General features: G+C 38.6%; 16 protein-coding genes. 12 read left to right on the top strand and 4 right to left on the bottom strand.

Features of this window, described 5'->3' with window-relative positions; translation table 11 throughout:
* The first annotated feature begins 90 nt into the window (after window positions 1-90).
* The 3 genes from B4G94_RS12275 to B4G94_RS12265 are packed head-to-tail and all read left to right on the top strand — an operon-like array spanning window position 91 to window position 1,521.
* On the top strand, window positions 91-792 hold the full coding sequence (locus tag B4G94_RS12275; RefSeq protein ID WP_286859152.1) for an RluA family pseudouridine synthase: 702 nt from the start codon (window positions 91-93) through the stop codon (window positions 790-792).
* 27 nt (window positions 793-819) lie between these two features.
* The gene (locus B4G94_RS12270) at window positions 820-1,083 is read left to right on the top strand and encodes a hypothetical protein (protein WP_108635704.1); all 264 of its coding nucleotides are present in this window, start codon (window positions 820-822) and stop codon (window positions 1,081-1,083) included.
* Between the two features lie 30 nt (window positions 1,084-1,113).
* The gene (locus tag B4G94_RS12265; RefSeq protein ID WP_241254797.1) at window positions 1,114-1,521 is read left to right on the top strand and encodes a DUF983 domain-containing protein; all 408 of its coding nucleotides are present in this window, start codon (window positions 1,114-1,116) and stop codon (window positions 1,519-1,521) included.
* Window positions 1,522-1,551: 30 nt separating this feature from the next.
* On the opposite strand, the gene B4G94_RS12260 is transcribed toward B4G94_RS12265, so the two are convergent.
* Window positions 1,552-1,842 carry a DUF4286 family protein gene (locus B4G94_RS12260; RefSeq protein ID WP_286859151.1) on the bottom strand — a complete coding sequence of 97 codons (291 nt, stop codon included), beginning with the start codon at window positions 1,840-1,842 and terminating at the stop codon, window positions 1,552-1,554.
* A gap of 183 nt (window positions 1,843-2,025) precedes the next feature.
* Between B4G94_RS12260 and B4G94_RS12255 the strand changes: the two genes are divergently transcribed.
* From B4G94_RS12255 to B4G94_RS12215, 9 genes are all read left to right on the top strand, one after another.
* Window positions 2,026-3,867 (top strand): S9 family peptidase, encoded by a 1,842-nt coding sequence (locus B4G94_RS12255; protein ID WP_286859149.1) that lies wholly within the window; start codon window positions 2,026-2,028, stop codon window positions 3,865-3,867.
* 9 nt (window positions 3,868-3,876) lie between these two features.
* Window positions 3,877-5,535 carry a sensor histidine kinase gene (locus B4G94_RS12250; protein ID WP_108635708.1) on the top strand — a complete coding sequence of 553 codons (1,659 nt, stop codon included), beginning with the start codon at window positions 3,877-3,879 and terminating at the stop codon, window positions 5,533-5,535.
* A 102-nt stretch (window positions 5,536-5,637) separates the two neighbouring features.
* Window positions 5,638-6,336, top strand: a complete 699-nt coding sequence (locus tag B4G94_RS12245) for a response regulator transcription factor (protein WP_077438378.1) — start codon at window positions 5,638-5,640, stop codon at window positions 6,334-6,336.
* Between the two features lie 132 nt (window positions 6,337-6,468).
* On the top strand, window positions 6,469-6,942 hold the full coding sequence (greA, locus tag B4G94_RS12240; protein ID WP_077438377.1) for a transcription elongation factor GreA: 474 nt from the start codon (window positions 6,469-6,471) through the stop codon (window positions 6,940-6,942).
* Window positions 6,943-7,226: 284 nt separating this feature from the next.
* Window positions 7,227-7,643 carry an HIT family protein gene (locus B4G94_RS12235; protein WP_286859144.1) on the top strand — a complete coding sequence of 139 codons (417 nt, stop codon included), beginning with the start codon at window positions 7,227-7,229 and terminating at the stop codon, window positions 7,641-7,643.
* Window positions 7,644-7,783: 140 nt separating this feature from the next.
* Window positions 7,784-8,434, top strand: a complete 651-nt coding sequence (locus B4G94_RS12230) for a DedA family protein (RefSeq protein WP_108635711.1) — start codon at window positions 7,784-7,786, stop codon at window positions 8,432-8,434.
* 8 nt (window positions 8,435-8,442) lie between these two features.
* A complete protein-coding gene (locus tag B4G94_RS12225) occupies window positions 8,443-8,985 on the top strand; it encodes an inorganic diphosphatase (protein WP_108635712.1) in 543 nt (180 codons plus the stop codon).
* Window positions 8,986-8,993: 8 nt separating this feature from the next.
* Complete coding sequence (locus tag B4G94_RS12220; protein ID WP_108635713.1) at window positions 8,994-10,307, top strand: hemolysin family protein; 1,314 nt, start codon at window positions 8,994-8,996, stop codon at window positions 10,305-10,307.
* Between the two features lie 18 nt (window positions 10,308-10,325).
* Window positions 10,326-11,039 carry a 16S rRNA (uracil(1498)-N(3))-methyltransferase gene (locus B4G94_RS12215; RefSeq protein ID WP_286859140.1) on the top strand — a complete coding sequence of 238 codons (714 nt, stop codon included), beginning with the start codon at window positions 10,326-10,328 and terminating at the stop codon, window positions 11,037-11,039.
* Window positions 11,040-11,116: 77 nt separating this feature from the next.
* Here B4G94_RS12215 and B4G94_RS12210 read toward each other — a convergent pair whose 3' ends face one another.
* The 3 genes from B4G94_RS12210 to B4G94_RS12200 form a co-directional block, all read right to left on the bottom strand.
* Window positions 11,117-11,593 carry a hypothetical protein gene (locus B4G94_RS12210; protein WP_108635715.1) on the bottom strand — a complete coding sequence of 159 codons (477 nt, stop codon included), beginning with the start codon at window positions 11,591-11,593 and terminating at the stop codon, window positions 11,117-11,119.
* A gap of 186 nt (window positions 11,594-11,779) precedes the next feature.
* Complete coding sequence (locus B4G94_RS12205) at window positions 11,780-13,177, bottom strand: ABC transporter permease (RefSeq protein ID WP_286859137.1); 1,398 nt, start codon at window positions 13,175-13,177, stop codon at window positions 11,780-11,782.
* Between the two features lie 47 nt (window positions 13,178-13,224).
* Window positions 13,225-13,866, bottom strand: coding sequence for an ABC transporter ATP-binding protein (locus B4G94_RS12200; RefSeq protein WP_286859135.1), 642 nt, complete (start codon window positions 13,864-13,866; stop codon window positions 13,225-13,227).
* Window positions 13,867-14,040 lie beyond the last annotated feature (174 nt).

Below are 14,040 nucleotides of genomic sequence, written 5' to 3'. Positions count from 1 at the left end.
TTTTTTCTTTAATAAATAACAAATCATACAGGTTTTCAAACGAAACTTAGGCTTATAGCGAACGTTTGAATGACTTTTAGTTAAGAGGAAATGAATAAACCTGAAATTACGGATAAAGAGGTGATCTTTGAAGACAATCATCTGATAGCAATCAATAAAAGGGCAGGGGATATTGTACAAGTTGACGAAACCGGAGACCTTTCATTGGAAGATATGGTAAAGATCTACCTGAAAAAGAAATATGATAAACCCAATGATGCTTATGTTGGGGTTATCCATCGTTTGGATCGACCGGTTAGCGGTATGATTCTTTTCGCGAAAACGAGCAAAGCCCTTGAGCGCATGAATAAGTTTTTTCAAGATCGCACGGTAAAGAAAACTTATTTTGCCATTGTGCGCCAACGTCCGCGAAATGCCGAGGGTAAATTGATCAACTGGTTAATTCGAAATAGACAGACGCGAGTGACCAAGGCATTCCCTCGTGAAGTGAAGGGCGGCACCTATGCTGAATTGGATTATGTGGTGATAGGTGAGTTGAACGGTTTTTACCTGTTGCGTGTTGAACCTCTTACAGGCCGTACACATCAGATTCGTGCACAGCTGGCGGCGATGGGTTGCCCCATTGTTGGCGATAACAAATACGGATATCCAAGAGGAAGTTCATTGGGAAGTATCTGTTTGCACTCGCGATCGTTGGCGTTTATGCATCCCATCAAAAAAGAGCAGATGACATTGGTGGCGTCATTGCCGCAAGATGGTTTTTGGGACAAATTTGAAGCATTGGTACGCTAATCGTTAAATTTTCAGTAACTTTGGGCTATGAAATGGTTTAAATATCTACTCTTAATATTTACCTTAAGCTGCTCGATGGTGTCTATTTCTCGAGCACAGTGTGCCATGTGTACATTGAATGCCGAAAACGCTACGAAAGAAGGCAATATGCAGGGAAAGGGGTTGAACGACGGTATCTTATTTCTATTGGTGATTCCTTATCTGGCAGCTGCAGGACTAGGTTATCTATGGTATAAAAAATACCGAAAAAAGAATCCGCCAACCAAAAAGTTTATTAACGAGATAAAATAGAATCTAATGCCGACATCTAAATTTCATGCAATGATACATTCCAAATGTCCTAAATGTCATGTTGGAAATGTATTTGAAGGAAAGGTATACAGTTTGCGGAAGCAGCATATGAATGAAGTGTGCCCACATTGTGGTGTTAAATATGAGGTCGAGCCCGGCTATTTTTATGCGGCAATGTATGTTAGCTATGCGCTTTCTGTAGCAGAAATTGTGTCAGTGTCTGTTGCTATTGCGATTTTGACGGGAAGTGAGTCGCCTTGGTTCTATTTGGGAGGTCTGGCTGTAACCATTTTAGTTTTCGCTCCCTTTAATTTTAGGTATTCCCGCTTGATCCTATTACATTTTTTAACGCCAAAAATAAGCTATGAACCTCGCTATGAGCTCGCTTTGGAAATCGGTGAAAAAGATAAGGAAGCGCAGGGTAATAAAAAGAATTAACAATATTTAAAAAAATAAAGAGCNNGCTCTTTATTTTTTTAAATATTTCATTGTACTGTCGAAAAGGAAAACTTTATCCTTGTACGACTCCGAAATAAGTTGTTGTAATGGTATCAAATGCACCTGCTGAAAATCCGTGATATGTTCTTCGGAAGGCAGGACGACTTGAATACAATAAGTCATTCCTTCGTGCGGGGACTGGAGCATTTCCAGAAAATGCACTTGGAATTTTTGGGATTGTACGATATTATCCTCAATCCAGGAAACGATCTCGCGATGGATTGTTTCTTCTGCTATAACAGATACATTGTATAAAAACATAAACAAAAATACGGTTTTATACGCTATTTTTGAATATTACGTTTAATTACTATATCTTGTAAAAATAAGGTTGCATTGACTGCAATTTGGTATTTAATTACAATATTTGGGTTAAATGATAAGGACGTATTCGGGATTATGAGGTTGCAATTTTGGACTGTTTTATTTTTTTGTGCATTGACTATGTTAGGGTGCCAACAACATAAGGTTGACCCTATACCCATTAATCAATTCTTTTCCACACCTGAAAAATCAAATTTTAAAATTTCTCCCAATGGTCGGTTCATTGCATATATCGGTATGGACAACCATTGCAAAAATATTTATTTGATAGATTTGATGGACAAGGACAGCTCCAAGCAGCTCACTTATCAGAATGATATCAATGTAAAATCCTTTGTCTGGAATAACGACTCCAAAATTTCTTTTTTGACCGAGCAATCTGCCCAGGACAGTTTACGTTTATATGCTGTGGATATTAACACAGAAAAGATTTGGCCCTTAATTAAACCTGCCCGTGCAAGATTCAGGTGGGTTCATCCGATGGTTTCCAACAGCGATAGTTTTGTTGCTGGAATCAATGACCGTGATTCCTCGTTTTTTGATCTTTATCGCATTTATTTGGACGGTAGACCTCGGGAACTGATTTTACAAAACCCCGGTAATATGAGTTCTTGGATTGCATCCAACGATGGGCAGGTGCGTTTAGCAATTGCAAATGATTCGGTACAGCAATCTGTTCTTTTCCGGGCTTCTGAGAAAGAACCTTTTAAGGAAATTATACGCTGTGATGTCGAGAGTAGTTTCACTCCGTTGGGATATAAGGATAGTTCAGATCGTATTATTTATGCACTTTCAAATATAAATCGTGACAAGCTGGCTCTCGTTAGTTATGATCTGGTTGATGAAAGGGAATTGGGGGAGCTGTATAGCCATAAAGAGGTCGATGTAAATCCCGGAGGTTACTTCCCGGAGCAAAGCCGCTTGTTGTTTGTTAATTATACAACTTCGAGACAGAGCCGGCATTTTTTTGACGATAAAACAAAACGGAAATATGATGAACTGTCTAAGCAAATTGATGGTTTTGAATTCCAGGTACTCAATACCGATGTTTCGGGAGAGAAAGTCATTATTAAGACCTATACAGATGTTAATCCCGGGGGGATTTATTTTTACGATTTTACGTCCAAAAAATTGACCAAATTAGCCGACAATAACTCGGATCTCAAAAGTAAGGAATTGTCTCCCAATGAATTTATTACCTACAAAGCGAGAGATGGCATGACGATCTCAGGGTATTTGACCTATCCAATACATTCCAACCGGAAGGATTTGCCTATGGTGGTACTGCCACACGATGGTCCCAATGGACGCGAAGTATGGGGATTTGACAATGAAGCACAATTTTTAGCGAACAGGGGATATTTGGTTTTTCAGATGAATTATCGAGGTTCAACGGGATTTGGAAAGAAGTTTTGGACTGCTGGATTTAAGGAATGGGGTGGGAAAATTCAAGATGATATTACGGACGGGGTAAAATGGCTGATCAAAGAGGGGATTGCCGATAAAGATCGTGTGGCCATTGTGGGAAAAGGATTTGGGGGCTATTCGGCACTACATGCTGCTTGCTTCAATTCAGATCTGTATAAATGCGCTGTTTCTTATTCCGGATATACCAATCTATTTACCTATTTTAGGGATATTCCACCGTATTTTAAGTCCTATGTACAGAAAATGTATCAGATCGTAGGGAATCCTATTCGGGAAGCGGAGTTGTTTAAAAATATATCTCCTGTTTTCCATTCGGATAAGGTACGGATTCCTGTACTATTAGTCCAAGGGGGCAAAGACCGATTTAGTTCGGTGACAGATGCAAACCAATTTGTTCAGAAATTGAAGAATAACCATGTTCCTGTGCAATATGTCCTGAAGGAAGATGAGGATAGAACTTTTAAAAAAGATGAGAATATATTTGGCTACTATAATGAACTGGAGCGATTTTTGGAAAAATATCTAGCGGACTAGGGGCATTATATGAAAGCAGAGAAATACAGCTATCGAAAAAATTATGGACTATTGTTGATGTTTTTCATCGTCATCAGTGGTTTGTATATTTTTGCGCTTTTTCTATCCAGAAGCTATACCGAGTCCCATATAAAGAATGAATTTACCAATAGGAAATCGGAAATTTTTGATCAAACCTTAATTCCTTTCAATGATTTTTTCCAAAATAGAATTCCTGAGGTCTCGTTTTATCAGGGCTTTTTGGACTCTGTACAAGCTGGAAAATATGCCTACAGTATTTTAAGTTCTTATCCTTTTGTGCGCGAAATCGGTTTTTTTGATTTACAATTTAACAATGATCATAATTTAAATTACGGTTTTATAGTCAATAATTTGAGAATTCAGCCTAAGACCATTACATTTTTTACGGTATCCCGCTCGGGGCTGAACAAAAATACGATCCGTGACCGTGGTCAGATGGGCCTGCATTCGGAGGAAATCAATAACATTGGGGTTAAGCTCGCTACTTATATTGACAAGTTGCAGCCGAATGCGAAACTTTCTGACAAGGATATTTTAAAGGTATTCTATACGATCAGACCCGGACAGATTACCTATTTAAATATACCAAGGGTCAATGATTTGATCGTTTATAAAACCATTATGGAGGGGAATCTGGACCATACTGTCGGCTATGAGCAGGACATGTTCAATTTTCAGATCGACCCAATGTATCTGGAGGTGAAAAATAGTTATGCCAATCTCTATGAAAAGGTGGAGATCGTCCCCTTGGTAGGGGCACCGATTACACCGGAAAATGATGAAATTTCGACAGAAATGCCTTTGCCTGGAGCTTTGGCGGATTATAAACTGCTCTTTAGGTCAAGTAAAAGTTTTCTATCGAAGGAAATAAACCGCAGTTTTTGGCCCGTATTGGGCGGTATATCCTTGATTTATATTATTTTGATCGCTATTCTATATTTAATTTATAGAAATTTAGAAATTAACGGTAGACTTTTTAAATTGCAATATGATTTTATCAACAATTTGACCCACGAGTTTAAGACGCCTGTAAGTGTCATAAAAATTGCTGGAAATAACATCAAGAGTGCACAAGTTTTATCCGATGAGGAGCGAAAGATGTATGGTAATATTTTGGATCAGGAAGCCGACCGGCTCAATAATCTGATGAATAAATTATTGTCGTTTAGTCAAATTGAAAATAAAACCATCAAATTAAATAAAGAGGAGGTAGATCTGGAGGAATTTACCGAAAATTTGGTTGCTTCCTCGAGAATAAAATACGCTGACTTCAAAATTAGCACAAAAATTGATGTAAGAACATCGATGCTTGCGGATCCGGTGTTATTGAGCAGCGTATTTCAAAATATGATAGATAATGCCTACAAATATTCTAAAAATGGGCATAAAATCTTGGATATTGCAATACAACAAAATAAGAAGAATTTTGTTATTACTTTTAAGGATGAAGGAATTGGGATAGAGAAGGCAGAGTTTAACAATATCTTCAAAAAGTTTTATAGAATAAAAAGTCAATATAATCAGCAAGGAAGTATTGGTTTAGGTTTGGCTTTCTGTAAGGAGATCACCGAGTTTATAGGTGGAGAGATTACGGTAAAAAGCCAATTGGGGCAAGGCACGACCTTCACGTTAGTATTTCCGGTTTAAAAAATAAATTTAAATATGAAATATCCATGTTTAGAAAACATGAAAACTTATAGTTATAAACTGGATATTCCATAAGACATTTAAAAGACAAATTATTTACTTATGAATAAAGACATCACTGTTGCTGTTATTGAAGATGATGAGAACTTACGTTTCTTGGTAAAACATCGATTAGAATCTGAGGGCTATCAAGTCATCCAAAGCGGAAATGGGAATGAAGCAGAAAGTTTAATCTTGGAGAAACGACCGGATGTGGTCCTCTTAGATTGGATGCTCCCTGGAAAAGAAGGTAATGAGATCTGCGAGGATGTCCGTAAAGCAGGATTTGAGAATATCATTATTATGATGACAGCCAAATCCCAGGATGTGGACAAGATTGAAGCGTATAGCTTTGGTGTGACAGACTATATTAGCAAGCCGTTCAATATGGACGTGTTGATTGCAATGATAGATAATAAGGTGAAGTTTTTCTTGCCTAAGAACAGCCCCGAAATCTACAAGTTTGGACAGACAGAACACCATCCAAATATCCATTCCTTGATACGGGATGGCAAAAAGGTCGAATTAACTATTTTAGAGAATAGAATCTTATTACATTTTCTTCAAAACTTAGGTCGGGAGATCACACGTGAGGAGTTGATGGAAGTGGTATGGGGATATAGTTCCAATGTGAATACACGGACGCTGGACATGCACGTCGTACGTCTGCGGAAGAAGATAGAGACAAATCCTGACAAACCGCATTATTTGCAGACAGTACGCGGATTGGGCTATAAATTTGTTGATGAAGAAGAGATTTGATGGATAAGAATTTGTTTTGTTGAAAACAATTATTATCTTCGTATAGATTGAAAGCAAGACCATGTTACCCGAAGAGGGTAATATGGTCTTGTTTCTTTTTTTAAATGTAGAAAATAAGAAAAAGATAAAATTATGGCAGAAGTAACTTATTTTACGGAAGAAGGATTGCGTAAGCTTAAAGAGGAATTAGCTTATCTGAAGACGGAAGGAAGATCTAAAATTGCCAATGCTATTGCAGAGGCAAGAGACAAAGGAGATTTGTCTGAAAATGCGGAGTATGATGCTGCTAAAGAAGCTCAGGGACTTCATGAAGCTAAAATAGCCAACTTGGAGAATACCTTGGCGACAGCCCGATTGATTGACGAATCCAAATTGGATACGTCTAAGGTGCTAGCTTTGTCTATCGTTAAGATCAAAAATAAAAAGAATGGTGCTGTGATGACTTATCAATTGGTTGCCGAATCAGAGGCGGACCTTAAGTCGGGCAAGATTTCCGTTAAATCTCCTATTGCTCAGGGATTATTGGGCAAATCGAAAGGTGACACGGCAGAGATCGAAGTGCCTGCAGGTAAGATTGAATTTGAAATTGTAGAGATTTCGAGATAACATATGTCGGTTATGTGCGGTACGCCATAACCGCACATCCGCAAATTAACTTTATATTAAGAAGGTCGGGTTCTAGCAATCGCGACCTTTTTTGTTTATATTTGTTGAGAACATCATACTTAATGTTACTTATGGTCGTTTTTTATCAAATGTATTTAGATAGTAAATGGTAGACGTTAGACTATCTTTCTGCAAGCCGATGGGCGGTAGAATCGAAGTCTCCCATGCCATACTCATATCTCAATACTTTATTACAAAAAGAGTTTATTCCAATATAGAATAATATGTCAACAATTTTTTCAAAAATCGTCGCTGGAGAGATTCCAGCTTACAAAGTTGCGGAGAGTAATGATTTTCTGGCTTTTTTGGATATCAGTCCTTTGGCGAAAGGCCATGTTTTGGTGATACCTAAAAAAGAAACAGATTACATTTTCGATATTGAAGATGATGAGTACATGGCACTTTGGGTATTTGCAAAAATCGTTGCGCAGGGGATAAAAAAAGTAATTCCGTGTGTTAAAGTTGGCGTGGCTGTTGTGGGATTGGAAGTTGCGCATGCACATATCCATCTTGTTCCGATCAATAAAATAAGTGACCTAAATTTTGCTGGGCCTAAGTTGAGTTTAGGCGAAGAAGAACTACATCAGATCGCTGAAACAATCCGGGAGTCCATTATCAGCATAACTGCACAAAATCAATAACAAGATTATATTACACTTGATTTACTTTCGTTTTTTAGAAGAATACTATATTTGTACTTTGTTGTTTTAAAATTATACAGGGAAAAAAGTAGATTTTGATTCTAAAATGGAGAAAACAACATTGATTTTTACTGAAAGTTATGCATGAACTTTTGTTGTCATTTCAACAACTAATGAACCCCGAAGAGCTCCTGAGTTCAGGCGGGTTTTATTTAGTTATATTAATCGTATTTGCCGAAACGGGTCTGTTTTTTGGTTTTTTTCTACCGGGCGATTATTTATTATTTTTAGCAGGACTATTTTGCGCGCTCAATAAGATCGATGTGAGCATTTATACGCTTTGTCTGGGCTTATTGGGAGCAGGAATATTGGGTAATTTTACAGGTTATTGGTTCGGTTATCGAGCGGGTCCGATGTTATTCAAGCGAAAGGATAGTTTTATCTTTAAACGGAAATATGTGGTCATGGCGGAAGAATTTTACCATAAATATGGGGGAACCGCATTAATTATAGGTAGATTTGTTCCAATAGTTCGTACTTTTGCTCCGATCTTTGCCGGTGTTGTAAAATTAGACTTCAAAAAATTCGTTTTATATAATATCAGTGGAGCTTTAATTTGGGTCTTGGTATTAACTCTTTCGGGTTATTTCCTAGGGATAGAGTTTCCTTGGATCATTCATTATGTGGAATACGTTGTGGTTGGAATGATCGTGATCGCATTTTTGCCTATTGCAATAACTTTGCTCAAAAAGCGAATAAAAGACAAAAGAAACAAACAAAATATACAGTAAAATAAAAAATGAGTAAACAAAACCCTTGGCACATGGTTTCTCCAGGTGAGAATGTGCCAAATGCCGTAAATGCTATCATTGAGATTACAAACGGATCCAAAGGAAAGTACGAATTAGACAAAGAAACAGGTTTGTTGCTTTTGGACAGAGTAATGAGTTCCTCTGTTGTCTATCCAGCCAATTATGGTTTCATTCCACAGACTTATTGCGATGACAAAGATCCTTTGGATATTTTGGTAATTTGTTCGGTTGATATTTTACCATTAACATTGGTGGAAGCACAAGTTATTGGTGTCATGAATATGGTTGATGGCGGAGAGCAAGATGATAAAATCATTGCTGTTGCCAAAAATGATCCTATATTCAACTACATTAAAGACATCGATCAATTGCCGCCGCATACCATGAAGGAAATTGTACAATTCTTTGAAAGTTACAAAGCTTTAGAAAAGAAACATGTTATTGTTGAAGGGGTGAAAGGACGTGAAGAAGCACAAAGAATCTTGATAGAGGCTATTGAGTTGTACAAAACAGAATTTGTTAACAAATAACCCCCAGCATGGCGCTCGATATTTTTTGGACATTGTTTTTAGTACTGGCCAACGGTTTTTTCGTTGCGGCCGAGTTTGCTATTGTCAAAGTCCGAATCTCCCAAATTGAAGTTCAGGCAAAAACAGGTAGTAAAGTTGCTACAATAGCCAAAAGTATAACGGAGCATTTGGATGGTTATTTGGCCGCTACACAATTGGGTATTACACTTTCTTCACTGGCATTAGGTTGGGTAGGAGAGGCTGTAATGACCCAGATTGTGCAGGGGGCTTTAGGTTTCTTTGGTGTTGAATTGACCGGTACGATAGCGACCAACGCAGGACATGTGCTGGCATTTACAATTATTACCGTATTGCATATTGTCTTTGGGGAGCTAGCTCCCAAATCAATTGCCATTCAAAAACCTGTTGCAACAACCATGAAGATTGCGGTTCCACTGCAATTTTTCTACTTTATCTTTAGACCTTTTATTTGGATATTAAATGGTTTTGCTAATTTTCTGCTTAAAATTTTAGGCTTTGAAGTCACTAAAGGTGAATCTGCCCACTCTTCTGAGGAATTACAATACCTCTTGGATAAAGGAAAAGAATCCGGAGCATTGGATATTTCTGAACATGAGTTAATTAAAAATGTCTTTGATTTTAATGAACGCATCGTCAAGAATATTATGGTGCCGAGGACGAAAATTGTCGCGGTCGAAATAACGGCAGACGCTTCAGAATTGATTGAGACCATGACGGAGGAAGGCTATTCACGTCTTCCGATCTACGAAGATAACATTGATCAGATTGTTGGTATTGTGCATACCAAGGACATCCTTCCGCTATTGGCCAAAGGCAAAGAGGTGGTGATGAGAAATATCATGCGTAAACCATACTTTATCCCTGAGACCAAAAAAATCAATGATCTGATGGCCGAGTTTCAGCAGCGACGCCTGCAACTGGCCATTGTACTGGATGAATTTGGAGGTACAGCAGGGATGGCTACCTTGGAGGATATTGTGGAGGAATTGGTAGGGGAGATCCAAGATGAGTACGATGAGGAAACACCAGTTGTGGAACGTATATCTGAAACAGAATATATGGTAGATGCGGGGGCTAGTATTCATGATGTGAATGAGTTTCTTCCGATAGAATTACCTGAAAGTCAGGATTACGATACAATGGCCGGATTGGTCAGTGAAATCTTTGATAAAATTCCTGAGGTAGGCGAGCGGAAACAGGAATACGGTTATGTATTTACAATTATCCGCAAGGCGCAGCAGAATATTGAATTTGTTAAATTAGAACTGGTCGAGTCGACGGATGACGATCTAGCGGAATAAGATCACAACGAACAGTACATGCAGTTATTTTTTACACCGGAGTTAAGTCCTTCTTTAGAAAATTTTATCCTCTCTGAGGAAGAAAGCAAGCATGCTGTCCGTGTACTTCGTATGAATACGGGAGATCGTTTATATTTAATTGATGGTTGTGGCGGCCTGTACGAAGCTGAAATTATAGATCCACATCCGAAACGTACTGTACTTCGCATTTTAAGTGTCAAAGAGAACTACCAACAGCCAAACTATCATTTGCATATTGCTGTTGGACCGACCAAGAACATCGACCGTATCGAGTGGTTTTTGGAGAAAGCTACAGAGGTAGGGATTCAGGAGATTACACCTATTATTTGTGAGCATTCCGAGCGTAAGCAGGTGAAGTTGGACCGCTTGAACAAAGTCATTGTGTCAGCCATGAAACAATCTTTGAAAGCGTATTTGCCAAAACTTAATCCTGCGATACCCTTTAAACAGTTTTTAAAAGACCTTCCAAAAGAGGATGTCCAAAAAGCAATTGCACATTGCGTTGATTCGGACAAGAAGTATTTGAACGAGGTATTTGAAGCGGGACAACATTATATCATTTTGATAGGTCCAGAAGGAGATTTTTCAGCCGAGGAAATCGATCTGGCAATAGCTGCGGGGTTTCGGCCAATATCGCTTGGCGAAGCACGTTTACGGACCGAGACAGCGGCATTGGCGGCTTGTCTTGAGACCTCGCTACTCAATAGATAATTTAAGCTATCTTTTAGTGTTTCTATGTGAATCCGATCTAATAATATAGATAAGATTCAGCATAGAAGAGGATATGTTTATTTTACAAGTTCAGCATCGACGATCTGAATTTCGGAATTTCCTTTCAGTGGGTCCTTTGTAAAAATCATCTTTCCTTTGAGCTTGATGGGATCTTCGGAAAATTTTATTGCTCCCCCTTTTAAGGTCACTTCTACCATAGGTGGTATTCCATTGGAACCACAAAATTGACATTGCATGACAGGTAGCACAGACATCATAAAGTTCTTATGATTACGGCCACTGTGTAGGGGAACCATATAGCCTGGTAATTCGACCACTTTGTTTTCAAGCGCTTTGAGCTCTTTCGGATAAAAAGGAGTATATACTTTTTTTGCACCATTATAGGTTACTTTATAAGCCATTTTATCAATGGCATCCCATGTTTTGTTCATCATGGGTGTATGATCAGGCACATCGGGATTGCTGCCGATCTGTGCCTGTGCTTGCATGATATAGAAAAATATAAAGGCGAATGCTGTGATAATTTGTTTCATCTGTTTAATTTTTTGTAGTTGCGGTGAAGCGATCAGATTTATTCTGTATGATGAATAAATCATAATGGTTTCATCTGTTTTAGTATTGAGTATATTGTATTGCGTACTGAGATTTTGCTGAAGCAAATCCAGAATTTATCTTGTATATGCTATTCTTACGTTTTTTAACTCCAATACGCAGTCGTCCTATTTGTTTGATAAAGTACCGGCTATACTTGTCCTATACGCTTTCACAGCGGGAATCAGCGCTGCTAGCACGCCGATGAGGCAAGCAACAAGCAAAAATACCAATTCTTTTGGATGTAGCCTAAAAGCTTCGATAAAGTCAGCACTCTGGCTCGTTTGGTTACTGATATAATATAATGCCAGATGTGCCAATAACAGCCCGACCAGTCCGCCCACGATTGTTATGGTCAGGCCCTCCAATAGGACAATGGTAAATAATTTTCCTTTAGACGCACCGAGTGTACGCATAATGGCCAGATCATATTTACGTTGTTTCAACGCATTGTAGAGGTTAATAAATACACTCAGCCCAGCAATGAGCATGATGACATAAGCAAGGATCGCTAAAGAATCTATTCCTACGCCTAGGAGTGAAAACAGACGTGTACTTTCCATAGCAGGAGAAGCAGCTTGCATATCTGTTTGTTGGTCGATCATTTTAGGCAATATACCGATAGCTGCCGGTGACTGGTATTTTATTAAAATAGCTGTTATTTCAAGACCATTTTGTTTCACCATATCAGCGCCAATGGATTTGACAAATACCCCTTCCTCTTCGTGTTCGTGGTCATCATGATCGTGATCATGATGTTCTTTTTCATTGGTTGCCACTTGTCCGGTAGAATTTTCCGGCAAGTCTTCTCCATGGTGATGTAAATGTGCTTTGACTGTTTCCTGACGGTCTTCTTCCCGTTCACGTTGTTCTTTTTGTGCTGCAGTTTCGTTGTCAGCATGAGCATGGGCGATACCATGAACATCCCAGACGCTCTCGAGATTGGTCAATATGAGGTTATCGGTTACATTGTTATTTTGTTTTAGAATACCTACGATGGTAAAAGGATGTTCGTCGTGACTATGGCCATCCTTGCTGAGTCCATGGGAGCTGTTGATCTGGTCACCTATTTTCAAATGGTGCTTTTTTGCGACCTGCTCACCGATAACGGCTTCAAAGTCTTTTTGCCAGATGCGGCCTTCATTTATTTTGGTATTGTAGATGGTCAGAAAAGAAGAGTCCGTCCCCACAATTCGATGTCCCTTAAAGTTATCACCTAATGACAGGGGGACCGCTAGTTGAACAAGCGGGTTTTGGCGCAGGGGTTCGAGTTCATCCAAAGGTATATTTCCAGTTGGGTTGTCGATATGATATACGCTGGATAAGATCAATTGAAGTGGACTGCCCTTAGCTCCGACAACAAGATCAATGTTCCTGCTATTATTGTCAAGTTGTTTTTCAAATGTATCACCTGTGATAGAAAGCACAGCTAAGATGGAAATTCCAAAAGCCGTCAGCAAGATACTAAGAAAGACAGAGCCAAATTGTCTACTTAAATTTTTCCAAACCAACTGTATCGTATTCATAACAAATTCTAAAGCTAAAAGGGTGAATGACTATATGACGTATTCAATTATTTTAAGATATACATTTTTGAGAACTGATCTCTAATCCGTTTGTCATGTGTGGTGATCAAGAGGGTTGAGCCGGCGGTATCTGCAATATCCAAAAGTAGTTCCAGCACACGATTTGTATTGGTGTCATCCAAAGCAGCTGTAGGTTCGTCCGCGATGAGCAGGGCAGGCTTATTGATCACACTACGAGCAATCGCGGCACGTTGTAATTGGCCACGACTTAATTCATTCGGATATGCCGCAGTTTTGTGATCCAGTTGCAGTTGTTTCAAGACCTGATGAATCTGATTCACATCCACCTTTTTTCCTGCAAGGGACTGTGCCAATTTGATATTTTCCAACAAAGTTAAATTTTTGAGAAGGTGTGCCTCCTGGAATATAAAACCGATATATTGAGATCTGAATTTGTCTAGTTTGCTATTAGATAATAGGGAAAGATCCTGATTATTAATTTTAACGTGCCCTGTTTCGGGTTTAGATAAGCCACCCAACATGTTCAGCAAGGTTGTTTTTCCGGTTCCTGAATCGCCCAATAATAGCGTGTGCTGTCCTTTTTCGATGTGGATGTCCGGAAATGCGATGCTTTTAGCATTCGTATATTGGAATGTTAGCTGTTCAGTAGATACGATCGGGTTGCTCATATGCTCAAAAATTGAAAATCTATTCAAACTTAGAGAAATTGCTTTGTATATGCAATATAATTGCAATAATAAGATCATTCTCGGCATTTCGTCTCACACAGAGGTGATACTTTTTCTGATAAAACCTAATATCGTCCCTAATATGTTAATAACTTTTCGGCTTAATAATTTTAT

The sequence above is a fragment of the Sphingobacterium sp. UBA7625 genome (assembly GCF_002484085.1).
Taxonomy (GTDB): domain Bacteria; phylum Bacteroidota; class Bacteroidia; order Sphingobacteriales; family Sphingobacteriaceae; genus Sphingobacterium; species Sphingobacterium athyrii.
The sequence above is the reverse complement of the archived record's forward strand: the minus strand, read 5'-3'. Positions and strand labels throughout refer to the sequence as shown.

What these genes read in the sequence shown, in the direction of transcription:
- B4G94_RS12200 (WP_286859135.1), bottom strand. Translation starts at nt 13,866, where the DNA reads ATGAGCAACCCGATCGTATCTACTGAACAGCTAACATTCCAATATACG.
- B4G94_RS12255 (WP_286859149.1), top strand. Translation starts at nt 2,026, where the DNA reads ATGTTAGGGTGCCAACAACATAAGGTTGACCCTATACCCATTAATCAA.
- B4G94_RS12245 (WP_077438378.1), top strand. Translation starts at nt 5,638, where the DNA reads ATGAATAAAGACATCACTGTTGCTGTTATTGAAGATGATGAGAACTTA.
- B4G94_RS12270 (WP_108635704.1), top strand. Translation starts at nt 820, where the DNA reads ATGAAATGGTTTAAATATCTACTCTTAATATTTACCTTAAGCTGCTCG.
- B4G94_RS12205 (WP_286859137.1), bottom strand. Translation starts at nt 13,177, where the DNA reads ATGAATACGATACAGTTGGTTTGGAAAAATTTAAGTAGACAATTTGGC.
- B4G94_RS12260 (WP_286859151.1), bottom strand. Translation starts at nt 1,842, where the DNA reads ATGTTTTTATACAATGTATCTGTTATAGCAGAAGAAACAATCCATCGC.
- B4G94_RS12215 (WP_286859140.1), top strand. Translation starts at nt 10,326, where the DNA reads ATGCAGTTATTTTTTACACCGGAGTTAAGTCCTTCTTTAGAAAATTTT.
- greA (WP_077438377.1), top strand. Translation starts at nt 6,469, where the DNA reads ATGGCAGAAGTAACTTATTTTACGGAAGAAGGATTGCGTAAGCTTAAA.
- B4G94_RS12230 (WP_108635711.1), top strand. Translation starts at nt 7,784, where the DNA reads ATGCATGAACTTTTGTTGTCATTTCAACAACTAATGAACCCCGAAGAG.
- B4G94_RS12220 (WP_108635713.1), top strand. Translation starts at nt 8,994, where the DNA reads ATGGCGCTCGATATTTTTTGGACATTGTTTTTAGTACTGGCCAACGGT.
- B4G94_RS12250 (WP_108635708.1), top strand. Translation starts at nt 3,877, where the DNA reads ATGAAAGCAGAGAAATACAGCTATCGAAAAAATTATGGACTATTGTTG.
- B4G94_RS12225 (WP_108635712.1), top strand. Translation starts at nt 8,443, where the DNA reads ATGAGTAAACAAAACCCTTGGCACATGGTTTCTCCAGGTGAGAATGTG.
- B4G94_RS12210 (WP_108635715.1), bottom strand. Translation starts at nt 11,593, where the DNA reads ATGAAACAAATTATCACAGCATTCGCCTTTATATTTTTCTATATCATG.
- B4G94_RS12235 (WP_286859144.1), top strand. Translation starts at nt 7,227, where the DNA reads ATGTCAACAATTTTTTCAAAAATCGTCGCTGGAGAGATTCCAGCTTAC.
- B4G94_RS12265 (WP_241254797.1), top strand. Translation starts at nt 1,114, where the DNA reads ATGATACATTCCAAATGTCCTAAATGTCATGTTGGAAATGTATTTGAA.
- B4G94_RS12275 (WP_286859152.1), top strand. Translation starts at nt 91, where the DNA reads ATGAATAAACCTGAAATTACGGATAAAGAGGTGATCTTTGAAGACAAT.